The organism is Microcoleus sp. T3_B1 (genome assembly GCF_036700445.1).
GTDB lineage: Bacteria > Cyanobacteriota > Cyanobacteriia > Cyanobacteriales > Microcoleaceae > Microcoleus.
On record NZ_JAUBOX010000070.1, the window covers coordinates 22,259 to 43,220 of the forward strand.

28 protein-coding genes are annotated in these 20,962 nt (G+C 45.2%); 9 read left to right on the top strand and 19 right to left on the bottom strand.

What is annotated here, in order from left to right; translation table 11 throughout:
• Positions 1–279 precede the first annotated feature (279 nt).
• The 3 genes from QT990_RS27305 to QT990_RS27315 are packed head-to-tail and all read right to left on the bottom strand — an operon-like array spanning position 280 to position 1,348.
• Positions 280–426, bottom strand: a complete 147-nt coding sequence (locus QT990_RS27305; protein ID WP_333147853.1) for a hypothetical protein — start codon at positions 424–426, stop codon at positions 280–282.
• Entirely contained in the window at positions 413–1,033 is a 621-nt protein-coding gene (locus tag QT990_RS27310) for a Uma2 family endonuclease (protein ID WP_333147851.1), read from the bottom strand. Before QT990_RS27310 ends, QT990_RS27305 begins: the two co-directional genes overlap by 14 nt.
• 39 nt (positions 1,034–1,072) lie before the next feature.
• Entirely contained in the window at positions 1,073–1,348 is a 276-nt protein-coding gene (locus QT990_RS27315; RefSeq protein ID WP_015179741.1) for a hypothetical protein, read from the bottom strand.
• Positions 1,349–1,519: 171 nt separating this feature from the next.
• On the opposite strand from QT990_RS27315, the gene QT990_RS27320 reads away from it, so the two are divergent.
• Complete coding sequence (locus QT990_RS27320) at positions 1,520–2,608, top strand: hypothetical protein (protein WP_333465980.1); 1,089 nt, start codon at positions 1,520–1,522, stop codon at positions 2,606–2,608.
• On the opposite strand, the gene QT990_RS27325 is transcribed toward QT990_RS27320, so the two are convergent.
• The 3 genes from QT990_RS27325 to QT990_RS27335 form a co-directional block, all read right to left on the bottom strand.
• Entirely contained in the window at positions 2,556–2,924 is a 369-nt protein-coding gene (locus tag QT990_RS27325; protein WP_333465981.1) for a hypothetical protein, read from the bottom strand. The two genes, QT990_RS27320 and QT990_RS27325, sit on opposite strands and share 53 nt — an antisense overlap.
• 240 nt (positions 2,925–3,164) lie before the next feature.
• The gene (locus tag QT990_RS27330) at positions 3,165–3,560 is read right to left on the bottom strand and encodes a HEPN domain-containing protein (protein WP_333136428.1); all 396 of its coding nucleotides are present in this window, start codon (positions 3,558–3,560) and stop codon (positions 3,165–3,167) included.
• Entirely contained in the window at positions 3,557–3,892 is a 336-nt protein-coding gene (locus QT990_RS27335; protein ID WP_015179744.1) for a nucleotidyltransferase domain-containing protein, read from the bottom strand. Before QT990_RS27335 ends, QT990_RS27330 begins: the two co-directional genes overlap by 4 nt.
• Before the next feature lie 166 nt (positions 3,893–4,058).
• Here QT990_RS27335 and QT990_RS27340 point away from each other — a divergent pair, with 166 nt between their 5' ends.
• Entirely contained in the window at positions 4,059–4,412 is a 354-nt protein-coding gene (locus tag QT990_RS27340; protein WP_333465982.1) for a hypothetical protein, read from the top strand.
• Here QT990_RS27340 and QT990_RS27345 read toward each other — a convergent pair.
• From QT990_RS27345 to QT990_RS27370, 6 genes are all read right to left on the bottom strand, one after another.
• Positions 4,354–4,776 carry a hypothetical protein gene (locus tag QT990_RS27345; protein ID WP_333465983.1) on the bottom strand — a complete coding sequence of 141 codons (423 nt, stop codon included), beginning with the start codon at positions 4,774–4,776 and terminating at the stop codon, positions 4,354–4,356. The genes QT990_RS27340 and QT990_RS27345 overlap by 59 nt on opposite strands.
• Positions 4,777–4,834: 58 nt before the next feature.
• Positions 4,835–5,956, bottom strand: a complete 1,122-nt coding sequence (locus tag QT990_RS27350) for a DUF6753 family protein (RefSeq protein ID WP_333465984.1) — start codon at positions 5,954–5,956, stop codon at positions 4,835–4,837.
• Between the two features lie 477 nt (positions 5,957–6,433).
• Positions 6,434–7,231 (bottom strand): mobilization protein MobD-like protein, encoded by a 798-nt coding sequence (locus QT990_RS27355; RefSeq protein WP_333465985.1) that lies wholly within the window; start codon positions 7,229–7,231, stop codon positions 6,434–6,436.
• Positions 7,232–7,280: 49 nt separating this feature from the next.
• Positions 7,281–7,793 carry a hypothetical protein gene (locus tag QT990_RS27360; protein WP_333465986.1) on the bottom strand — a complete coding sequence of 171 codons (513 nt, stop codon included), beginning with the start codon at positions 7,791–7,793 and terminating at the stop codon, positions 7,281–7,283.
• Positions 7,786–9,450 carry a hypothetical protein gene (locus tag QT990_RS27365; RefSeq protein WP_333465987.1) on the bottom strand — a complete coding sequence of 555 codons (1,665 nt, stop codon included), beginning with the start codon at positions 9,448–9,450 and terminating at the stop codon, positions 7,786–7,788. The genes QT990_RS27360 and QT990_RS27365 overlap by 8 nt, the downstream gene beginning before the upstream one ends.
• Before the next feature lie 245 nt (positions 9,451–9,695).
• On the bottom strand, positions 9,696–9,929 hold the full coding sequence (locus tag QT990_RS27370) for an SMI1/KNR4 family protein (protein WP_333281307.1): 234 nt from the start codon (positions 9,927–9,929) through the stop codon (positions 9,696–9,698).
• A 552-nt stretch (positions 9,930–10,481) separates the two neighbouring features.
• Between QT990_RS27370 and QT990_RS27375 the strand changes: the two genes are divergently transcribed.
• The 3 genes from QT990_RS27375 to QT990_RS27385 all read left to right on the top strand — a co-directional run bounded on the left by QT990_RS27375 (position 10,482) and on the right by QT990_RS27385 (position 11,955).
• A complete protein-coding gene (locus QT990_RS27375; protein ID WP_333465988.1) occupies positions 10,482–10,718 on the top strand; it encodes a hypothetical protein in 237 nt (78 codons plus the stop codon).
• On the top strand, positions 10,678–11,112 hold the full coding sequence (locus tag QT990_RS27380; RefSeq protein WP_333465989.1) for a discoidin domain-containing protein: 435 nt from the start codon (positions 10,678–10,680) through the stop codon (positions 11,110–11,112). Before QT990_RS27375 ends, QT990_RS27380 begins: the two co-directional genes overlap by 41 nt.
• A gap of 105 nt (positions 11,113–11,217) precedes the next feature.
• Positions 11,218–11,955 (top strand): DUF72 domain-containing protein, encoded by a 738-nt coding sequence (locus QT990_RS27385; protein WP_333465990.1) that lies wholly within the window; start codon positions 11,218–11,220, stop codon positions 11,953–11,955.
• A gap of 40 nt (positions 11,956–11,995) precedes the next feature.
• Here QT990_RS27385 and QT990_RS27390 read toward each other — a convergent pair whose 3' ends face one another.
• Positions 11,996–12,175, bottom strand: a complete 180-nt coding sequence (locus QT990_RS27390; RefSeq protein ID WP_333465991.1) for a hypothetical protein — start codon at positions 12,173–12,175, stop codon at positions 11,996–11,998.
• 151 nt (positions 12,176–12,326) lie between these two features.
• Between QT990_RS27390 and QT990_RS27395 the strand changes: the two genes are divergently transcribed.
• On the top strand, positions 12,327–12,878 hold the full coding sequence (locus QT990_RS27395; protein WP_333465992.1) for a hypothetical protein: 552 nt from the start codon (positions 12,327–12,329) through the stop codon (positions 12,876–12,878).
• Between the two features lie 18 nt (positions 12,879–12,896).
• Positions 12,897–13,115 carry a hypothetical protein gene (locus QT990_RS27400; protein WP_333465993.1) on the top strand — a complete coding sequence of 73 codons (219 nt, stop codon included), beginning with the start codon at positions 12,897–12,899 and terminating at the stop codon, positions 13,113–13,115.
• 386 nt (positions 13,116–13,501) lie between these two features.
• Here the strand turns inward: QT990_RS27400 and QT990_RS27405 are convergent, their stop codons facing one another.
• The 5 genes from QT990_RS27405 to QT990_RS27425 all read right to left on the bottom strand — a co-directional run bounded on the left by QT990_RS27405 (position 13,502) and on the right by QT990_RS27425 (position 18,169).
• Positions 13,502–14,578, bottom strand: coding sequence for a leucine-rich repeat domain-containing protein (locus QT990_RS27405; protein WP_333465994.1), 1,077 nt, complete (start codon positions 14,576–14,578; stop codon positions 13,502–13,504).
• Positions 14,579–14,926: 348 nt separating this feature from the next.
• On the bottom strand, positions 14,927–15,148 hold the full coding sequence (locus QT990_RS27410; protein ID WP_333465995.1) for a hypothetical protein: 222 nt from the start codon (positions 15,146–15,148) through the stop codon (positions 14,927–14,929).
• Entirely contained in the window at positions 15,123–17,081 is a 1,959-nt protein-coding gene (locus tag QT990_RS27415) for an AAA family ATPase (protein WP_333465996.1), read from the bottom strand. The genes QT990_RS27410 and QT990_RS27415 overlap by 26 nt, the downstream gene beginning before the upstream one ends.
• 66 nt (positions 17,082–17,147) lie before the next feature.
• Positions 17,148–17,651 carry a hypothetical protein gene (locus QT990_RS27420; RefSeq protein WP_333465997.1) on the bottom strand — a complete coding sequence of 168 codons (504 nt, stop codon included), beginning with the start codon at positions 17,649–17,651 and terminating at the stop codon, positions 17,148–17,150.
• Between the two features lie 155 nt (positions 17,652–17,806).
• The gene (locus QT990_RS27425) at positions 17,807–18,169 is read right to left on the bottom strand and encodes a DOPA 4,5-dioxygenase family protein (RefSeq protein ID WP_333465998.1); all 363 of its coding nucleotides are present in this window, start codon (positions 18,167–18,169) and stop codon (positions 17,807–17,809) included.
• A 132-nt stretch (positions 18,170–18,301) separates the two neighbouring features.
• Between QT990_RS27425 and QT990_RS27430 the strand changes: the two genes are divergently transcribed.
• Entirely contained in the window at positions 18,302–19,381 is a 1,080-nt protein-coding gene (locus tag QT990_RS27430; RefSeq protein WP_333465999.1) for an alpha-L-fucosidase, read from the top strand.
• A gap of 556 nt (positions 19,382–19,937) precedes the next feature.
• Positions 19,938–20,378 carry a hypothetical protein gene (locus tag QT990_RS27435; protein WP_333466000.1) on the top strand — a complete coding sequence of 147 codons (441 nt, stop codon included), beginning with the start codon at positions 19,938–19,940 and terminating at the stop codon, positions 20,376–20,378.
• Between the two features lie 296 nt (positions 20,379–20,674).
• Here QT990_RS27435 and QT990_RS27440 read toward each other — a convergent pair.
• Positions 20,675–20,962 (bottom strand): HNH endonuclease (locus tag QT990_RS27440; protein ID WP_445305455.1); only part of this gene is annotated, 288 nt, incomplete at its 5' end.

Below are 20,962 nucleotides of genomic sequence, written 5' to 3' on the forward strand. Positions count from 1 at the left end.
CCGTTATTCGAGCGCTCAATTCCACTCTCCCACGAAGTGAGCATATTCGCCTTAAACTCAACAAAAAAGATGTGCCAGCAGATTCGTTAAAATTTCAAATTAAGAAGCATTTTGAGCATCGACCGCAGCAAGTTGTCTCCCTAATTGATCAAATTTTGAAAGCTAGTTAAAATGCTCGGAGAATCAACGACTAAATTAGTGTTCTTTTTCAAAAAAACTTCTGGTAACGAGTTGATAGAAAGTTTTTTTGAATGCACCCTCCTTTTCCTGACCAAGCTATTAGTTACTTTCTTCAGCGCCTAGGGGAATCAGACCCTTGCCAATCTGTTCGCTCAACTCGTTGAGACTCAATCCCCGTTCAATTGCGATCGCACGAATTTCCTCCATCCTACCGACGTTACCTAGATATAAGCTACATAGCAGCATATCTGCCGGCAGCGAAGATTTGTTGCGCTGTTAATTGCAAGTCGGGAAAGATTGAGGAAATAAGCCGATCGTCATTTTGAAACAACTGTTTTTGATACTCGTCTTCTCGCAGCGTACAAATTGTAACTGTCGGCTGTTTGGGTTTGCCAATATATTCTCTGCCACCAATGCCCAAATAGTCAACAATCCAATACTCAGGCACTCCAAGCAGGGCGTAATCTTCAACTTTGCGAGCGTAATCGTTCTGCCAGTTGGTGCTAACGACTTCAGCAATCAGTTTAATTGAGGAACCTGATGTAATTACAGGTTCTTGTTGCCACAAAGGTTCATTAATTAGTCGAGTTTGGTCTAATACAAGCACATCAGGGTGAAAGGCTGTTGCTGTTCCTAATAGTTTGATGAGACAGCGAGGGGGGATAAGGTAGGGTAGATCCAGGCGGTCAATTTCTACATTCAGTTTTCGTCCCAGAAAACCGGATACTTGTTCGTGCGGCCCTGTTGGTTCCATTTCGGTTAATTCACCATCAATCAGTTCGTAGCAATCGCTGTCGCCGTAGTTTGTAATAAATTCATCAACAGTTATAAGTTTTGGAGGTGATTGAACCATTGTGTTTATTCCTCATCCGACGGCAATGTACGTCTTTATTCAAAGCCTCGCCATACCTGAAAGATTGGCTGTGGGTTGTTTGCGACTTTGTTCCTCGGCGTCAGTCAAAGTAATCTTGCGCCTGCCAATCTGTTCGATCAACTCGCTCAAACTCAATCCGCGCTCTCTAGCAATAGCGCGAAAACCTTCCCACCCCGCAGATGTTACCTGAATGTTCCTTTGCTTTTTTGGCTCCTCATATCGAGGTTCGCCTCCGCCTAACTTTAAATTAGCTAGAGAGTTGGGGTGGAGCTGCGTTCCTTTGCTTGGGGGCATTTTGCAACATTATCCTTTCGACTTTTTTCTTTATTATCCCACATTACGAGCAAATTTCCGTGGTACTATAGGTAATATGGAATCAACCTATACGAGTCAACTTCTTCAATCTGGTGTCTAGCTTTGGGGCTGGCAAGTCAGGGGTTGACTTATCTCAGGAGGCACTAGGAAATGCACCCAACTCAGGAGACACCGGGCAGCGAGCAGCGTCAACCTTTAGTAGTTTTGCGAGGCTCAACCCGAAAGCACCACCACACTGTTGCAGACTCCCTGCGGATTGACCCAGATTTCCAAACGCTCATCCCTCCTTTGAGTGCGAGCGAGTTTGCTACCTTAGAAGCCAGCATTCAAGAGAAAGGGTGTCGGGACCCTTTGGTGGTTTGGGCTGAGGAAAAAATTCTCATCGACGGTCACAACCGCTATGCTATTTGTACGGCGCACGGCATCCCCTACCAAACTGTAGAGATGTCTTTCGACAGCCCTAACACCGTCAAAGTTTGGATGCTCCTCAATCAACTGGGCCGCCGCAATCTCACGTCTGAGTCAGTCAGCTATTTGCGCGGCACTTGGTACGAACTCACCAAACAGTCCCGCGGCGGAGACAGAAAATCAAGTGGTCAAAATGACCACTTGAAAACAGAGACAAAGTTGGGGGCACAGTTCAAGGCATCCCCAAAAACAATTCGCAGAGACGCTCAGTTTGCTAAAGCAGTAGACACCCTGAGTTCTATTGGAGGAGAGGATATGAAGTGGAAAATACTGAATCGCTCTGCGGGGATGACCAAGAAGCAGGTCATCGCTTTGGCGATTGATGCTCGCAGCCGTCCGGCTAAGGTTGCCAAAACTTTACAGGGGCGCGACCAAAAAGTAAAGCTTGAAGGTGAACTTACCATCGCTCATCACCTGACGCTCAAAATTGGTTCCTTAGTAGAAGTGTACGCGCCCGATCGCCAGGACGTTAACGGTCGGTTGGGGCGCATTCAGTCAGTGGGCGAGAAAACGGCTACCGTGTGGATGCGGCACATCCCTACTCTTGCCATGAATTTGCATACCTTCAAACACTCAGCTCTCACCGTCGTGCCGCTCGAAAATCAACCGGGACTTCAAGAAATTTGCGATCGCACTGGCCGACTTCACCAATTAGGAAATCTAGATCCCTTTGAAGTAGAAATCCTGAACTTGTTAGAAAGAGCAACGGTTCTTACTCCTACCGAATTGCAGTATTTAGAACAGATTGAGGATAGACACAAGCTTGATTGAGTGCCTCATGGTGTTGCTGAATCAAATATTCGGGGAGATTTGCAGGCGGGGCTTCGTCGTAATAGTAGATAAATAGACAACCGATGATGCTGTCGCTGTGTTCTAATAACCAGCAGAAAGAAAGGGGTTTTTTGATTGAATTGATGACGTATTTTTCAAATTCAAAGTTAGGTTTGACTAGCATTGAGGGGTCGATAGCTTCGCGTTCAGCAGCGAATGCTTGCCAGAGGGGGGCGAGATCCTTTGCGTCGGTTGCGGTGGCTAGACGGTGGCTGTAAGGGGCGATCGGGGCGATCGGCATAGTTGTGGCTGTCATAGTTTTTGGGGAGTGAATTTGCTCCGAAGGTGAAAGCCTTCTATTGTGTATTGGGATTTTGCAGGGTATTTTTACGCAAAATCGGAGTTTTTGTAATAAAAGTTAATATATAGGACTCAAAGAGGGAGGCTCAGAAACCGGGTTTTTTACGAAAATACTGAATCGCAGTGTTGAATCTGCTGAAAAACCCGGTTTCTTTAGTTGGCGGGTGCAGGAGTGGAAAGCAGGCTATCTACTCAATCAAGGAGAGGATGGAGGAATAGAATCAATATTTGCCAAAGCAAAGTTGAGCATTTCTTCTGCCCGATCTATTGTTTGCACTGCGTCTGTTTGTGAGATTTGTATATCAGCGTTATAATCAGCTTCTAATCGAGTTTTTTGAGCATCTATTAGGTAACGATGGAACTGCACCGGAACGCGGCCCGAACGAGCAAATTTTTGACCGAAACCGGCGATGACAGCGGAGTGGCGAGAATAAGATAATTTCTCTGACTCTAAAAATGCAGTGACTGTGTAAAACATCACATAATAAGCGCGGGAAGCGGCAGAATCAAAAAAGCCTTGCTCACATAAAACCCGTGCAGCCTGCAAAGTTCTATCAGCTTTATCAAGTAACCTTTGTTGCTCTGGGTTCAAATTGGGACTCCTTCGCGACGGATATTGCGAAAGAAACCGCTTTCATACTCTTGGTACTTCTGAAGTGTGGCAAACATACAGCTAATCACGACGGTATGTTCTAAGCATATATCGGCAATCAAAACAGAAATACGCTCGCTTTCTTGGGAGTAATTGAAGGGTTGTTTGAGAAGGATTAATATATCAATATCGGAGTCCGGTCTAGCATCGCCTCTGGCTTGGGAACCATAGAGAATGATTCGGATTAACTGTTCGCCATAAAGATTTTCTAATCCCTGGCGGATTTGGGCAATAATTTCTTTGAGTTGAACATTGATCGTTGAAGTTGGCATAGTTGTTTATAAGCCAATCGATGATGTTTTTAGCTAAGATGTTGGCAATATACCAATTATACTGGCAAATGATGCTCGTAGTCGTCGGGCTCAAGTTGCCAAAACTTTACAGGGGCAATGTCGTTCGGTAAAGCCTGAAGATAAACCTGCCATCGCTCACCACCTGATGCTTAAAATTGGTTCCTTAGTAGAGGTGTACGCGCCAGATCGCGAAGACGTTAACGGCAGGTTAGGCCGCATTCAGTCAGTCGGGGAGAAAACCGCCACTGTGTGGATGCGACACATCCCCACCGTTACCATGCAGTCATACACCTTCAAGCACTCGGCTCTCACTGCTGTACCGCTAGACAATCAACCGGGACTTCAAGAAATTTGCGATCACACTGACCGACTTCACCAATTAGGAAATCTAGATCCGTTTGAAGTCGAAATTCTGAACTTGTTAGAAAGAACAACGGCTCTTACTCCCACCGAATTGCAGTATTTAGAACAGATTGAGAACAGACACAAGCTTGATTGAGTGCCTTGCAACTATTCTTCCTTTTGAGAACAGCAATAACTTCGGAAGTTTTAGTTGATTCACTTGACAGTTCAAACACTGAGTTAATCAATTTTTGTTGAGCTGCTAATTGTTGCAGTGAATAACAAGCTATTGCTCGCACTCGCTCAGGAGACTTGCTAGCATTTTTAGCAGCAAACGGCCCCCAGAAAGCACTCAGCACAATCTTAATCTGTTCCGATATTGGGTATGTTTGACTCAAACAGTAATCCCAAACCATCTTATCGAATGGATCGTCTAGTGCAACTAAAACACCCGATATTTGCGACTGCACTTGCTTCTGATTTTGGTCAGGTAACGGCTGATTGTTCAAATTGGCAATCATAAATTTCTCCTGTTAAGCTAACTTATTTACATCCCATTCAAGACTTTAGTATTTGCCCTCAAGGAACAAACTCTCGTTCTTGAGGGGAGCGAATCCACAAAGTACAAAATCCTTTTTGTGCAGGTTTACCCTCTACTGTCAGCGTCACCCCCAATCGATTTATCTCAGTTTCACACAGTTTTTTGCCACCTTTCTCGCTCAACAAAGCTTGATTCCAGCTCATAAGTTGGCGAGCATATTTCCCTTCATTGCTTGTTGCCCACTGAATTGTATCCGCGTTCTTGCGAGCAAACTGACCCTCTTTGCTCAGCCCCCATTCGAGCGCTACGGCTTGTTCTAAAGTGAGCTGGCGCGGCCCTTTTGGGTCGAGTTCAGGCGGTGGAATGAACCGGGGCACAGCTAACCCGATAAAAGCGCCGATCGCCATTGCCCCTAACACCACCCCGCTCCCAAAAATCACCGACCAAATATCGTGAGCAACTTTCTCTAAAGCTGCTTGTCGCACTAGGGTGTAAACTGAGTTGGAAATGTGGCGATGTTGCACCTTAACAGCCGCTTTTCCCTGCCGTTCTAAAAACTCCCTGCTTTCTTTTTCCCAATTTTCAGTAAGCTGGCGAACTTGTTCCAGTTCTTGAGAAATAACAGCTTGAGAATCTTTCAAATCACCTTGCCATTGAGATTGCCAATTCTTGAAAAACTGGTCAATCTCTTGTGGTTTTTTTTCTAACAGCAGTTCGAGTTGACCTGTAGCCAGCAATACGATAAAAAGCGGGTCATTTTTATTGAGACCGTATCGGTAAGCTGTCTGAATGACATGAGAGCGAAATTTGGAGTCTTTGCCCTTGAGTACCTGGCTGATTAGTGACTCAGTATCTCTCTCGTACATGGGAGGGGCAGATAAAGGATCTCTGTTCAGAGCTTCTCTTTCCCTCGAATCATCGTCTATGAGTTCCCAAAACTCCTTTTCATTTAGCTTACTCCCATCTGATTTCAACTTTTCTTCTACTGCATCTTCTGGGACTGTATCTGGAGAATCGGGCAAATTTTGCGAATTTTCAGCGGATTGTATGGAATTATTTTTGGTATTATTAAGTCTGCCCTGTTCCCTTGGCGTTTCCAATATCTCGCCAAACTCTTCAGAGTCAACTTCGGAAAGTTCTTCTAAAAGTCGATCGGACATTTAACCTCCTACCTAATCAAAATCCTAATCTTTATGCTGTTCTGCATCGCGCATTCTATAGTGTGAACTCATATTTTGTCCGTCTCCTAACGAGTTCATCACCCATTGACTGTAAAATTTACAGGAATACCCGCAAATTATCGGTTTAGACACTATCTGTAGTATTAAGATGTGTTTCGGCACACCCAGCCCGCTGGCCCAGTGGTGAACAAGTTTTTGAAACCCTGGAAATCTCGTAGCGGGCGATCGATCAATCTTCTTCTTTTCAGAATTTAAACGCAATAAACAACGTTTATTGCTAATATCCAACGCCTGGGATAACACAACTGCGTTGATTGCACTCAGCCAGCGGGCTGGTTTCGGCACACCCTATCAGTAGAGTCTGTGCGTAAGCCTTAATTTAGATTCTTAAAAGCTTACGATACCTTTTTTACAAATTACCGCCTCCTGAGACTTTACAACCTGTTGCTTATTTTGTTACTCATTTTGGGGTTCATTTTCTCTCTGCATTTCCTCATTTTTTTTTTGTTCATAGGGCGCGATGACTTCTTTTTTATTGCGATTGGGTGCGTTGTTAAACAAACCTACATCTTCTATCAGACGGAAACAGTCTTCCAGAAAAGTATGCAATCGCTGCTGACTAATCAAGAAGAATTCAGAGTGTTTCATTGCTTGAGAAAATGACAACCGCTTCGTATCAATAAACTTGCGCTCTCTTGCACTCAGCGCCGGCAAATCTACCACAGGAATTCGGTAATTATTAATGAGCTTGTTCATTTCCTTATGGCTTTGTACGTGCGACCAATCTTTGCAAACTCCAAAATTGCGGACAAAAATGTGATTGAGCTGACCTTCAAAGTAGTTGAAAGAGTCAATAAACATTTCAATGCTGTCCGTCGTGCCACCGCAAATAAACCACTTGCATACATCAACTCCTGACTGCTCTTTAAAATCAGGAGAGGTTAAATTAGCTTCGTCAATCCATTTGTTGATAATGCTGTAAACCCGAGCTGGTAAATTGACAATCACAGGAGTTTCTACTGCTGTTTCAAAAATAATATCGATATCGAAAAACTTCTCTTCATCTTCAACTAAAGCTACGATTTTTGCATTGTGTTCAGGATAGCGCTGCTGCACGTCAGGATTTTGAAAATCACCATCAATTAACGTGTACAGCAGTTCATACTTCTGATTGAATTCAACCAGAATCCGAGTTAGCATCGACTTGCCAACGCCACCTTTCTCGCCGTCAACCAAGTGAATCATGTTAGTCATTTCATTCCTCCTTGCTGGATGTCGATGTCTATTCAAGACTTAATAATTTTTAACTAAAGCTAGGCCCGACCATTGCCGGATCGAAACCAGCTAAGTTAAATGCGCTGTTTTCAAACTCAACTTCTCCCGAAAATTCCTCTGGTTCTTTTTCTTCGGGCAAACTTGCGGGATTTGAACTCTCAGGGGCAGTTAATTCCGTAGCAATAGATGCACTTGAATTCGATAAGTGAGGGAAAGTAGCTAAAGGAATTAAACCCGAAGAAATACCAGGGGCAATTACTCCTAACTCGGTACAGTTAAATCCCGCATCTCGGCAAACTTCATCTATCTGCCTGAGCAAAAAATTAATGCTTTCTCGCCTCAAATACTCTAAGTCTGGGCTAGAATGACTACCGCTATTGCGTAAAGATGCTAATAGCCACCGCGCTTTGATAAGAGGTAAAATCGTTTCTTTGAAGCTAAAAAAAGGATGATTTTGTAGGTAAGACAGCAAGATAGCGTCTTCGGAATCTGGCAAAACTTGACAGCGCCAGCAAAATTCCTTGTAGCGTTTTCTAGGCATAATTCCTCACCTTCTTTCCAGCACCTCGGTAGGGCCCTCCCAATAAGAGAGCTGCATCTAAGTTTGCTTCTGATTCCTCTAATGAAGGTTCTGTATTCGACGACGACTCATCACTCAATTTATTAGAATCATCTAAGCAGCTATCTTTGATACTTGAATTAGCCTGTTGTTGAGCGCAAATCTCACTGTTTTGTTCAGTAATATCTTCAGTGTTTTGTTCAGTGGGTTCCTCAAATTTTTGTTCAGCGGGTTCTTCAATTTTTTGTTCAGTAATATCTTCAGTCTTTTGTTCAGTAGATTCCTCAAATTTTTGTTCAGTAGATTGCTCGGATTTAGCGTGAGTAAATTGCTCAAATTTTAATTGAGTAGGTTGCTCGGATTTTGGGTGAGTACGTTGTTCAGATTTTGGCTTGGTAGATTGTTCAGATTTTGGCTTGGTAGATTGTTCAGCACATTCTTTTACACTCTGTATATCAGTCGTAGGGACTAGAGCATCTCCTGAACAGGAAGTTGTATCTTCTGCCCTCTGAGAAGTTGCCGCAACAGACCTTTGCCTCAGTACCTCAAACTGAGATTTGAAGTAAGAAAATAGTCCGTAAACATCAGCTATGCGGCAACCTAAACCATCAGGATCGAGTGTTTTTGGCACTGTTATACCTGCGTGCCAAGACAGCGAATAATGAGAAAACTGATTTCGCAGTTCTGGCTTCATATATTCAGAAGTACCCCCGCAAAATACAATTTCATCTAAATCGGGCGGCAGCACTTCATTAATCCAATGAGATAGCATTCGAGCGTAGTCGAAGCGAGACAGCTTGACTGCTTCAATCAATTGGTCAACTTCTCGATCTTTAGCTGTTTCCTCTCGATTCCGAGCAATTCGGTAAAAGTAAGGGCGGTTGTAGCTTACGCCCGCTTGAGCGATTGATAAAGCCAAACGGGAAGCATCGTAGTTAGAGGTTCGCTCTTGAACTAGATCCACCAACTTTACCATTCCTAAGTCTGAAGTTTTGCCCTTACCGACAGCACCGCGTGCCGAAACTATTACCGAAGCATTGCGAAATCCTACCATAACAAAGGCAGTTACCCGCTGCTTGAAGGCTGAACCTAAATTACTGTTGTGGATCAAAGCAATGCCGCCACCTTCTTGCAAAGCTTGGGTTTTGTCCAGGGTGACCGATAGCTTGCCTGTGGGTGTTTCAAATGAAGCAGAGTATTGACTTAATAGCTCAAAAAATTGCTTGGAGTCATTAAATTCGCCTGGGGGCAAGAAAACGGAGACCGCAGCGCTAAATTGACTGCCTAAATCTAACTTCCGCGACACTACCCACAAAGCTGCTAGAGCTTTGTACAAAGCGCTACTGTACTTCAGTCCCGCCAAACCGATGTGAGCATTGAATTGCGCTGCTGCCAGGTAGCCAACGGCTCGGCATTCATTGCCAATTGCCACCCAAGCAATATTTTCGGGAGATGCTGATGCGAGGTTGGGTTGTGTGAAACAATTGGCTATGTCTTGGCTCACTGGCCCCACCTGCGATTCCATTACAAAGGAGCTTGCTTTACTGCCTGCTTGCGAGCTTTGGCAGAAAACTCTAGTAGATAAGCCGCCAAAATCTATAGCCAGAATCGCATCTGGTATTGAGGATTTTTTCTTCATAAACGCTGGCTTTTATTACGTTATAAAATGATAGTATTGGCTTCAGTTTAAGTCTGACCTCACCAATTATGGTGGTTTTTGATAGTTAAAATAGCCCCCTCCAAATGGCGGGGTACAGGCTGCCTTGCAAGGAAAAAATCTCGGTTTGTGTCTGTTGCTTTGCGCTTCCTACAAATAGCAACTATGTCAAGGTTAGGCTAAGATGAAAGGCGAAAGATTGATTTTGATAACTATCCTGTCTTCGTTTAACTCAAGCTGAGCGGGGAGTTCTGGAGCTTCAAAGAAATAAATTGGGTACGGTAATCTTCGGGCAGCTTGATTTGATGTTGCCGCTCGAAACTTTGCAACTCGGCTTCCGCAAGCGTTTGCCTCAGTTTGTATTGGTGAGAATCTGCGCGTGTTCCGTGCAGATTTTTATCTTCTTGCTGCAAGGGTTGAAGCAGTTCTGCTAATTCTTTAATATTCTCTGATATTTTCAATTGCCGATTCCAGAGAGCAATCCATCATATCCCAGTCAATGCCATCATCGGGGAACAGCGATAATTGCCCGGGTGATACGTTGGATTGCCCGCGGTTGTGATAAGAAAGGTGACACGCAGTACAAAGGGCTATTAAGTTTTCTGGACGGTTGTCCTCCGGTATCCGGTTGCGGTGGTGCACTGTCAAAGTTAGGGAACATCGTTCGGACTTGGTTAAGCCACTTTTCCTACCGGGTCGGAGGCATTGTTGGTTGCATTTAGTACAGCGCCAAAGAGCACTTTCTTTCACTGAGAGCGCAATCTCTCGCCAATTTTTTGGATACCTTTTGGGTTTTGCCATAAACGTCAAAGCTCATCTCTCTATAGGGCGATCGCTTTTGTTCCCATTACTCAGAATACCGTCTCCTCCTGGCATAAAAGCGATCGCACTCAGGGAGTTTGGGCATGACGGAGGTGTTGAGGTTTTGGTCTGGGTTTAGTTTCCCTCAGAACAGAGGCGAGCGTATCCTTGGATAATATGCCTAAATTGCTGGGGCGATCGTCCCTCCTCAAATGATGAAACAATTGTGTGCCTGGTTTGCTCGGATCTTCCTCGCTACGGGAGCTGTGGCTGGCTGTTCTCAATCGATTCAACAAATATTAAACACCCCTACACTTCCACCGCCAGCAGTGGAATCAGCATCTCCAACCAATATTGCTTTGTCGAAGCCACTGTCAGGCACTAACGTAGCTGCTGGCAAACCAGTGATTGCCAGAAACGGAGGGATTACCTATCCTGGCGCTTGCTAATGCTAACGACCCGGCTGATTACCAAACAACAACGAATTATCCAAAACTTGGGCGGTGGGGAAACGGAACCAATCAAGGGACTGGCACTTTTCAAATCGTCGATTTAGGTACGGTTTATTCACTTCATGGCGTTGGTTACAATATTGATTGGGATGGCGCGTTTAAGAATCCACTCACTTTTCGTGTTGAGGTTTCAACAGACAATAAGACTTGGCAATTAGCTTCTGAAATAGTCCATCCTTACTCTCCAAATACCAGTTTCAATAAAATTGATATTGATGTTGCAATTTCACCGATGACCGCTCGATATGTCAAGTATTGGGAGCCACCAGACGGCCAATGGAATGGTTGGGGGGCGTTCCATCAACTCCGGGCTTACTCCCCAAAAAAGTAAAAGGTTCAAGTGTCTTTTAGGATAGCCCAGAGCTGAACTCGGTGCGGTAGCGATGCGGGCGGACTAAACTTAAATTCACACGCTTATTGGTGGAGTAAAAAGGCGATGATTGTTCACATCGGCACTTCAGGTTGGAGTTACGACCATTGGGAAGGTGTGCTTTATCCTCACCAGCTACCGCCTCGCTCCCGACTCGATTGCTACATCCAGCACTATCAAACCGTCGAAGTTAACAGCACCTACTACCGCTGGCCACCAAACGCTACCTTCGCTAACTGGCAGCAGCGCCTCCCCCCAGGATTTCTGATGACTGTAAAAGCGCCCCGCGGTCTAACGCACTCCAAGCGCCTTTACTCGCCAGAAAAGTGGTTGGAACGCATGAGTGAGGGACTTCAATGCTTGGGCGATCGCCTGGGTATTCTGCTCGTCCAGCTTCCTCCCCAGTTCGGCTGCGATTTGGCTCGCCTAGCCTACTTTCTAGAACAGGTGCCGCCCTGGATAAAAGTAGCTGTCGAATTCCGCCACCCTAGCTGGCACACGGAAGAGGTATTTTCGCTGCTGGAAAGGTTTGGAGCGGCTTACTGCGTGATGAGCGGGGCGAACCTGCCGTGCATCCTGCGCGCAACGGGGTCATTCGTTTATGTGCGGCTCCACGGCCCCGACCCCAACTACCTCTACGGCGGCTCCTACTCGGATGATGATTTACATTGGTGGGCCGATCGCATCCAGGAGTGGGAAAGTCAGGGGCTCCGTGTGTTCGCCTACTTCAACAACGACGGAGAGGGGAATGCAGTGAGGAACGCTTCTAGGCTGAAAGCTTTTTTGGAAAACGGTACTTGCTGACAGGCTCTGATTGAAAGCGTTCCCATTCTTTGGAGCGCATTCAAAAACGCTCCGCAGTTCCCTGAAGCTGAATTAAAAATCGGAGGTGGCGTTCGTCTAGGTTGTTTTTGACGATCGCACTATTCGAGATTTGGGGCACGGGTTGGTGTTGGGATTTGGTTCGATTTTCCTCAAAACTGAGGTGTTGGGAGCGATCGCACTTTTGCTCAGTTAATCCCAAGAAGGCAAGTACAAATCATCACCCGGAAGTCGCCGCTCGATAACTTCTTGCCGGTTCTCCAACATAACTGAATCAACGAATTTACCAAACCGCAAATTGTACTGAATCAGGATAAAAGGTAAACTGGGTGCAAGCACGATTAAAAAATGATATGAAAAGCTTTAAAGTTAAGTATTTCAGGCAAATTCTGAAGCAACTGTCTTTATGTATGGGGATTTTAGTTATCACCCAATTGTCTCTATTGGCAAATCCCAGTCAAGTCATCCCCATTCGTCTCACGTTCAGCGTTTATCATCTCTATACGAGAGAATTCGCCTACATACAGCGCCAAAGTTGTCCCACCGAGTTTAATGTGACTGAAACATCACGCCCTTACGAAGGTGGCGCTACGAGTGAGGGGTCAGCTTCCCTAGGTTGGTTGGCCGAACCATTTAAGATTGAGAACAGGGATGAATTTAGCGTAACTTGGGTGGCAAAACTGCAAGCCAAATATCATAATTGCCAAGCAACTGCCAGAATTACCAAAATTAATGACAGACCCTTTAACGGTCATTCATATCTACGAATGCGCTTTATCCATGAGAACGCCTATCTCATTTTGGATATGACAGGTATGACTGCTGGTAGAGATTCAATGCCTTCAATTCTCAAACAAGATGTAAAAGATGGTAATCCAACTTGGAGCTGGTCAACTCCAGATTAGCGGTAAAATCCCATAATTTTGTCCGATGCCGATAGTGCTTTCCAAATTTATGCTCGCGAGGCAATTCGCGATCGATGGCACTCTCTATCAGAGATTGAAAGCTCTCTTGATATCGTAGTTTTAGGGTTCGGCGATTGCAACGGTCAAATTCGGTTGAAATCAACTGCTGCGATCGCCGACTCGAAACTAGAACTTAGACCCGCCGCTACCGTAGCAAGCAAAATAACAGAGTTCTAGCGATTTAATGAATGCTGCTTTGCTGTTGGTCTTTGACCGGGCGCTGGTATGTACAGCCCGATGTAAGCTCCAACCACAACTTTAGTCAAGTCGCCAAACATCGGTCGGGTACGCTCGGTCTATGACGGCTAGCACCACGGAACCGAGAACGAGTAGCAGAACGACAGCCCCTAAGATGCGGGTTTGCGCGAAAGGGGTAACAGATTTTCTCTAGTTGGGGGAGCTAAATCGGGATATGGAAGTTTACAATTTTGTGCAATCAAACAAGCCCCGCGTCAATTGCACAATCACCACAACCGCAAGTACAAGTACAGCCTTTAGTTATCAATCAAGTTGCTAGTCCGAGACGACATAAAATGTCCCTAAACATCTCTAATCCCGAGGATTTAAAAGTTAAAGAAGGTGAGAGGCGTGTAGCTTTTCTCCCAATGGCAAATAGAATTTAGCAGTGGGCAAATATTGTTAGGAACGGGATTGCCGTATAGATGGACTCCCCTTAATTGGGAAAGCGTTTCCAAGGGGTTTATATCACTTATTTGATTGTTGGATAGGTAGAGGTATGTTAATTGGGAGAGGGATTGCAGAGGTGTTATATCACTTATTTGATTGTGGGAAAGGGAGAGTCCTTTTAATTGGGAAAAAGATTGCAAGGGTTTTATATCACTTATTTGGTTTTTGTAGAGGGCGAGTAGCGTTAGTTGGGAGAGGGTTTGCAAGGGTTTTATATCACTTATTTGATTTTTACCGAGGTAGAGTATCTGTAATTTGGAAAGGGATTGTAGGGGGTTTATATCTCTTATTTGATTGTCGGAGAGGTAGAGGTACGTTAATTGGGAGAGGGATTGCAGGGGGTTTATATCACTTATTTGATTGTTGCCGAGGTAGAGTTTCTGTAATTGGGAAAGAGATTGCAGAGGTTTTATATCACTTATTTGATTGGTGGAGAGGGAGAGTTTCGTTAATTTGGAAAGGGATTGCAGGGGGTTTATATCACTTATTTGATTGGTGGAGAGGTTGAGTTCCGTTAATTTGGAGAGTGATTGTAAGGGTTTTATATCACTTATTTGATTGGCGGAGAGATTGAGTTCCGTTAATGAGGAGAGTGATTGCAGAGGTTTTATATCACTTATTTGATTGGTGGAGAGGGAGAGTTTCGTTAATGAGGAGAGGGATTGCAGGGGGTTTATGTCTCTTATTTGATTGGCGGAGAGGGAGAGTTCAGATAAACTGGTTAGCTTCAGATTAGCTTGTTGACAATCAAAAGTCTTCGCTTTTTGTAACAGCACTTGAACAGTATGTTTAGTATCGGCTGTCAGATTTCCCCGATTGAGACACCAATCAGTAAAGGTTTGGAAATTTTCTGCCTGTGGTTGAAGTGCTAATGCTGAATTACTCCACCCCGAAACAGCGATCGCTATCCCTGTCACTAAAATCGTCTGTGAACACACAAATATTAATTTCATATTAAGTTTTCCCCAGCCTTTAACACTGGAGCCTCCTAGTATCTAACTATGATACTGCCCGCGATCGCTTTACAGATAGCCATCAAAAACGCACCGCGATGCGTTTTTCCCTGTGATGCTACCCCTCAAGCTCCTTAAGCCCCTCTTCCAGCAACAGCCGTACAATATCAACCTTTTTGCGTCCAGTTTAAGCGGCTAATAAGGAAAGCTTACGGTACAGTTTCAATCCCTAGTAGGGAATGTGGTTTATTGCGGCCACGGAGCTAGGAGCATCAAACCCTTGCAGCATCTACGTTACAGCAGAAAAATCTGACACTCCAAATTTTACACTTACTGATTCCCCCGTCGCTAGGGGTTTTCTCGAAAGTCAAGGCAAGTGTCGGCGTTGGGGCCTGCGGGATGCACGGCACAGACGAGGTGTGGGTTGCGGGCAAAGAGGAGACAGCGATCGCATTCGGGGATTCTGGGCATGGCGAGGGTGTGGAGGTTTTGGTCTGGGTTTAGTTTCTCGCAAATGGGGGTGTTAGTGGCGATCGCACTCGCGTCAAAACACCGCTGCTTTACCCGCATCAAGGATACCTCGCAAAAACTGGACTAATTCAGCAAAGCTATCGGGGTTATTTTCAAGCAACCATTCTGTAAGCATGATTGAGTGTTTGGTTTTCCTAAACTTGACCCGCGCGAACGATAACTCGGCAAACAGCACATCGAGCAGTTTTGCTGCGTTAATATTTTTGTCAACGTATTGGAGATTTGATAGCTCCTCTGGAGTAGCATCTTTAGAGAAACAATCCTTCTTCTCCTTCAACTTATCTTTATTGCTTTCCAGCCCTTCTCGAACTGCTTCGCTGGTAAGAGCGTGTTCTCGTCCCGCATCGTCTTGATTAAGAACGGCTGCTATAGCATCGGGATGCAGCAGGTAATTTTCATACATACACCTTTCGAGAAAATGAACTGCTTCCGAGCTTCTTTTCTGCAAATCCGCGAGATCCTGTTTAGTCCTATTTTCCTGGTCAAACACAAATCCAACAGCAGGAGGGTACAAATTATTCCCACCGCTGAGCCGTTGGTATAGGTCAAACATAACATCAACAAAGTGAGCTTTCTTTCCCAATAAATCCCCCGTGTTTTTGATGCTGACAATTTTAGTTCCTGTCAAAAGTTCGGGAGCTAGCTTGGACAATATGAGCGGAAAGCACTGCTCCTCGGTGGGCCCTTCCACCCAGAGAATGCTATCAGCACCAAAAACGTCAGACAAACTCACCCCCAGTTCAGCTAGAAGAGAGCGCTGTTCCCTAATATCTCGCGCATTCATCGTTGATGCTTGGGTTTGGCCATCCTCATATCGAAGCTTCACGATAGTTGAGGGATTGGCACCAGCAATAATCTGGGCCGAATGAGTGGCAATAAAATATTGGTGCTGCGGAAACTCTTTGAGGATTTGTATCAGCTTCTTGGCAGCGCCAGGATGCAAATAAGATTGGGGTTCGTCAATAATAATGGGTCTGGATTCTGGGGAAGCCAGTATCGCGTAAAGAATCGCCAGCACTTGACCGGTGCCAGTCCCGCAGTCTGACAAGGAAAATGCTAAATCCTTTCTCTTGCTTTCGGCGGCTTTCGCGGGCCAAAGCAATATTTCAACAGGGTTGGGTTCCCGAGAGTGCTGCTTCGATAGAATTTGAGTTGAAACTGACGCGAACTGAGGAAACATGATAGAAACATAGTCATTGAAACGCTCGTACAGCTCTTCTTTACCTCGCGACTCTAATAAATGAATAACTTCGGCTAGGTTTGAAGCCCTTGGATTAAGCTCTTCATTGTTTCCCACAGAGCATTTTCCAATCAACCGCTGGGCTTGAAGTTGGGAAACGCAGCTTCTGAATTCGTGAAAAAGTGTTACGAAAAAATCTTCACTTGTATAGTTAGAGTCTATTTCATTAGTTTCTTGGTAAAATGTAAAACGACCGCTTTCGTCTTTTTTAATAAGATTTCTGTTTCGGTTCCTTGAAAGTCCCGACCAGTTTTTACTTGGTTGGTAGTATGTTAACTCAATAGCCGGATCTAAATCTTTGATTGAAATGTTATCCCGGTTTACTGAATTAGCCGTTAATTTTGAAACACTTAACTCTACATCATTGGGATTGTCCATCCAATTTTGGAATAAAACAAGCACTTCGGATGGGGGTAAGAACGAATCGCGAGCAGAAGATAATTCTACATAGCAGTCTGCTGATAAATCATCGAAGAGGCGATGAATTTCTGCTTTTGTGAAGATTAAAGTTAATTTAGCGACAGATTCTCGGTTCGGCGTTGAATTGGGCTGCGGGAACGTTTCGATAGTGCGGTGCGGGCTTGTCTCAAAGCTCAGGCTCAGAGCTTCCAGCAGCGCTGTTTTTCCTGAATTGTTGGCTCCCACAATAATGTTGATGCCAGGTTGGAATTCTAATACCCCAGAATCCCGGAAGGATTTGTAATTAAGTAGCTGGAAACGGGAGATGTACATAACTGTGTTTCGGGGCAAACTTTAATCAATAAGCTAGCGTAGTTGTAGGAGCGAGCGCACTTTTGCTCAGTTAATCCCATCTGGCAAGTACAAGTCATCACCCGGAAGTCGCCGCTCGATAACTTCTTGCCGGTTCTCCAACATAACCGAATCAACGAATTTACCAAACCGCACATTGTACTCTATTTCAGTGCGCTTGTGGCTGAATGCTGCGTCAGCCCGCCGTTCGATGGATTCTGCCATGCTGGCTTGAACCAAAGCTTGAGCTTTCACGTTGCCTTTGCCTACTTCATGCAACCAATATGCTGTAGCTAATGCAATGGGAATAGGCTTGATTAATTGAGCGTTACCTTCCACTGGAATGCTTTGGGCTTGTGTAAAATTGTATCCGCCAAAAGGCAAAGCTAAAGCCGATTTCCCAGCGAGAAACTTAGTTAAGGCGCTGCCCTTTTTATCCACCGCGTTCATAACTCCAATCGCATCGACTTTGTAGCCGCCATCGGGTAGTTGATAAACATCAAGCGGAATCGCACCTAAAAGGATGGTGGCGGAAATAGCTTTAACTGTCATTTGTTACTTCAAATAAATTACAATTGCCAAAGATTAGCCTGTTTTTGACTAATTAATCAACGATATCTCTGAGCAAATAATTTAGTTTGCGGACTACCGAACCTAGCAAGTAGTGTTTGCTCTACATAGAGCAATCCACCGCTGAGAATGATGACTTAGAACTTCGCGTTGGCTGTCCTAGGTCGCAGGACTTCGACATTCAGCTCTAGTTTTTCTCCCAGCCACAAAGAATGTGTTGTATGGTCTGCCAGATCGTCGCCTGTTTCGGGATGGACGAGAATATTTAGCTCCTCGCGGTGGAGCATCAACCAGGAAACGACTTTGCCAAATTGCGGGGGTAAAAACGCAACTTGATACATCGCTTGGGGGTGGGGGCCTATGGGTTTGTCGTGCCAGCGCCCTAGCTGCACCTCAAACCGAGCCAATCCTTCGCGTACACGCGCAGCAGCATCGCGGCTATCGCTGTCAAAGTAAATATGTGCGTGAAAACCAACAATTTCGATGGTGTCTGCTTTCATGATTTTCAGTGGGGTATTATGGGGAGGTTCATTGCAGCCAAATCCAACAAAGAAGTATACCCTAGCTTATTAATTTTACCTGCGAGTAAACATTACTCTTTCACAATACCCCCTATATTTTAGGGTAAACCAATGACTCAAGAAAACAACTGGTTTGAGACAGCACGATTGGGAATGTTTGTTCATTGGAGTCACAGCAGCCAGTGCGGGTACGAAGTATCTTGGCCGTTGGTGGGAGGCGTCTTTAGCTTGCCGTACTGCCAAGATGTCCCGGTAGCGGACTATCACCGCACCGCGCAAACTTTCAATCCGACTGAATACAACCCTCAAACTTGGGCTAATTTAGCGAAACGCTTGGGGATGCAGTATGTGATTTTGACGGCTAAACATCATGATGGATTTTCCTTATTTCATACTCAGGAATCCGACTTTTCTATTGAGTATGCGCCGTACAAAAAAGATATTGTCCGAGAATTTGTGGAGGCGATGCGGGCGGAGGGTTTGCGAATTGGGTTGTATTTTTCCTTGATTGACTGGCATTACCCTGACTATCCGGCTTTCACAGAAGCCGACAAACCGTATCAGTTTGGGAAATTTCGACAGCCGACGAGTCGAGCGTGGGAGCGCTACCTTGAATTTATGTTTGCTCAAGTCAAAGAATTGTTGAGCAACTACGGAAAGATTGACTTGAAGAGGTTTGATGGCGGTTGGGAACGAAAGCCAGAGCAATGGCAAGCTAGAGAGCTACATGAAATGATTCGCTCGCTGCAACCGCATTTGTTAATCAACGATCGCCTCCCTGGATTTGGAGACTTCGATACTTGCGAACAATTCATTCCGCCCCAACCGCCTCCGCGCACTTGGGAAGCTTGCCTAACTCTCAATGAAAGCTGGGGTTACAACCCGAAGGACACCCAATTCAAGTCAGCTCGCCAACTTATTCATACCCTCTGTGAAGTTGTAGGTAAAGGCGGCAATTTGCTGTTGAATGTCAGTCCTACGGGCAATGGGCAGATTCAATCCGAACAATTGGATTTGTTGCAATCCGTAGAAGAATGGATGGCTGTCCATGCAAGCGAGCATTGTAGGAACACAGCCTGGACTGGAACCTTGGCAATTCTACGGCCCTTCTACTCGGCTGGGCAATCGCTTTTATTTATTCTTGCTGATGAAGCCCTACGATTCAGTAACAGTACGAGGTGTACCCATTAAACGGATTCAAGCCGTTTCTCAAGTCGCTGGAGGGGAATCATTACAATACTCAACTCGCTGTGCGATTGTCGATTCTATGTTAAGTGCCGATCCTTTTGGGGAGTTAACGATTCAAGTGCCTGAAGAAGCTCTCAATCCCTATGCTACGGTGATTGCAGTTGATATTGCTCCAGTCAACGATAACGATACTTAAAGGAAGATGTAACCAGTGTAGCGATCGCACTTCTTCACTTCCTACCCCCGTCGCAGATCGCATCCAACTCAATATCACGCTCGCACTTTGGGTTTCCTCTCGTACAAACCCCGCAACACGACCTTGACATTAGGAAACGCGAAATAATTAGTTAGGCAAGCCGGTGCAATGGGGGTTCGGGTTGCGTGCATATAAAGTGTAGCGACCGCACTCTTCGAGATTGGGGGCATGGGGGGCGTGTTGGGTTTGGTTCGGTTTCTCCCAAAATTGGCGTATTGGTGGCGATCGGCAACAAGTTTGGTAATAGATTGGTCGTGGTGACCAGAGAACTTGCTAAGCCTGACACTTCCCTTATTTCCGAATATGTTAACCGTGGATAAAAACTTGAAAACTTTGTCGGTTTTCCTACCGATTCTAGCACTGGGCATGGTTGCCACACCTGCACGCGCAGGCAGAATTGAGGGAGCATCTGTTTCCTGTTGGTTGCTTCGCCGAGACAAGGTAGAAGTTAAACAAACCTGCATCTATGAGTCGATTTCTTGGGCTGGAGGCGGAGGAAGGACTTTGCGTTGGGAAGATGGCGGGCAAACAAAAATGACGTGGGGATTACAAGGGCGCGGAGAAAAACCTTGTGCCGAGGATAGCATGAGCGTAGATGGTGTCTGCGGTGTGGTATATTTCCGCCATCCCACCACCTTACAACGGATTTCTGAAGAAGAGAGCTACAAGCGCGCCATAAACCGCCAACTGGCCGTGACCTGTGTCCAAGTACAAGATAAATCAATCTGCTGGCTCTTTAGATGAAATTAATCACAAAGAGAGAGGTGTGAGTGTTAAAGTTCCCCTCGCAGAAGTACCAAATATCAATAGCAGCTTTCATTCTTATTGTCGGACAGTAACTAATAACAAATGCTGTACTTGTTTCAAGCTTGCTTACTTATGTTTTTTTAATATATGCTTTTTTACCTGATGTTTGTTGAGGGCGATCGTACAAGTTGAAAACATCCACCTCAACCTCACTCAGCATTTTGGGTTTCATCTCGTACAAATCGTTCAGCACCGCCTTAACGTTCGGAAATAGATTGAGTCGAGGGGGGATATTATTCCCCGCCCCTCTCAGTTAGATCTGGGCGTGCGACTTTCACCGCACCCAGCTCCCGATGTTCTTGACTTGCGCCTTTGCTCATGTGGATGTAATCGTGGCAGCTTTCGTGAACCGCTAGAAGGTTGTTTATTTTCCAATTACTATGGTTTCTGTCTACATGATGTAGATGCACCTTTTCATCGCCTAGCATTTTTAAGCCACATTTTCCACATTTATGGTTTTGCCGTTTTAAAGCTTTAGAGGTTTCGCCGTTATAGAGTTTGCTGTTACGCTCACTCCAGTA

Coding starts and splice junctions, on each gene's coding strand:
- QT990_RS27305 (WP_333147853.1), bottom strand. CDS start 426: ATGCTGCTATGTAGCTTATATCTAGGTAACGTCGGTAGGATGGAGGAA.
- QT990_RS27310 (WP_333147851.1), bottom strand. CDS start 1,033: ATGGTTCAATCACCTCCAAAACTTATAACTGTTGATGAATTTATTACA.
- QT990_RS27315 (WP_015179741.1), bottom strand. CDS start 1,348: ATGCCCCCAAGCAAAGGAACGCAGCTCCACCCCAACTCTCTAGCTAAT.
- QT990_RS27320 (WP_333465980.1), top strand. CDS start 1,520: ATGCACCCAACTCAGGAGACACCGGGCAGCGAGCAGCGTCAACCTTTA.
- QT990_RS27325 (WP_333465981.1), bottom strand. CDS start 2,924: ATGACAGCCACAACTATGCCGATCGCCCCGATCGCCCCTTACAGCCAC.
- QT990_RS27335 (WP_015179744.1), bottom strand. CDS start 3,892: ATGCCAACTTCAACGATCAATGTTCAACTCAAAGAAATTATTGCCCAA.
- QT990_RS27340 (WP_333465982.1), top strand. CDS start 4,059: ATGCTTAAAATTGGTTCCTTAGTAGAGGTGTACGCGCCAGATCGCGAA.
- QT990_RS27345 (WP_333465983.1), bottom strand. CDS start 4,776: ATGATTGCCAATTTGAACAATCAGCCGTTACCTGACCAAAATCAGAAG.
- QT990_RS27350 (WP_333465984.1), bottom strand. CDS start 5,956: ATGTCCGATCGACTTTTAGAAGAACTTTCCGAAGTTGACTCTGAAGAG.
- QT990_RS27355 (WP_333465985.1), bottom strand. CDS start 7,231: ATGACTAACATGATTCACTTGGTTGACGGCGAGAAAGGTGGCGTTGGC.
- QT990_RS27360 (WP_333465986.1), bottom strand. CDS start 7,793: ATGCCTAGAAAACGCTACAAGGAATTTTGCTGGCGCTGTCAAGTTTTG.
- QT990_RS27365 (WP_333465987.1), bottom strand. CDS start 9,450: ATGAAGAAAAAATCCTCAATACCAGATGCGATTCTGGCTATAGATTTT.
- QT990_RS27375 (WP_333465988.1), top strand. CDS start 10,482: ATGATGAAACAATTGTGTGCCTGGTTTGCTCGGATCTTCCTCGCTACG.
- QT990_RS27385 (WP_333465990.1), top strand. CDS start 11,218: ATGATTGTTCACATCGGCACTTCAGGTTGGAGTTACGACCATTGGGAA.
- QT990_RS27395 (WP_333465992.1), top strand. CDS start 12,327: ATGAAAAGCTTTAAAGTTAAGTATTTCAGGCAAATTCTGAAGCAACTG.
- QT990_RS27405 (WP_333465994.1), bottom strand. CDS start 14,578: ATGAAATTAATATTTGTGTGTTCACAGACGATTTTAGTGACAGGGATA.
- QT990_RS27410 (WP_333465995.1), bottom strand. CDS start 15,148: ATGCGGGTAAAGCAGCGGTGTTTTGACGCGAGTGCGATCGCCACTAAC.
- QT990_RS27415 (WP_333465996.1), bottom strand. CDS start 17,081: ATGTACATCTCCCGTTTCCAGCTACTTAATTACAAATCCTTCCGGGAT.
- QT990_RS27420 (WP_333465997.1), bottom strand. CDS start 17,651: ATGACAGTTAAAGCTATTTCCGCCACCATCCTTTTAGGTGCGATTCCG.
- QT990_RS27425 (WP_333465998.1), bottom strand. CDS start 18,169: ATGAAAGCAGACACCATCGAAATTGTTGGTTTTCACGCACATATTTAC.
- QT990_RS27430 (WP_333465999.1), top strand. CDS start 18,302: ATGACTCAAGAAAACAACTGGTTTGAGACAGCACGATTGGGAATGTTT.
- QT990_RS27435 (WP_333466000.1), top strand. CDS start 19,938: ATGTTAACCGTGGATAAAAACTTGAAAACTTTGTCGGTTTTCCTACCG.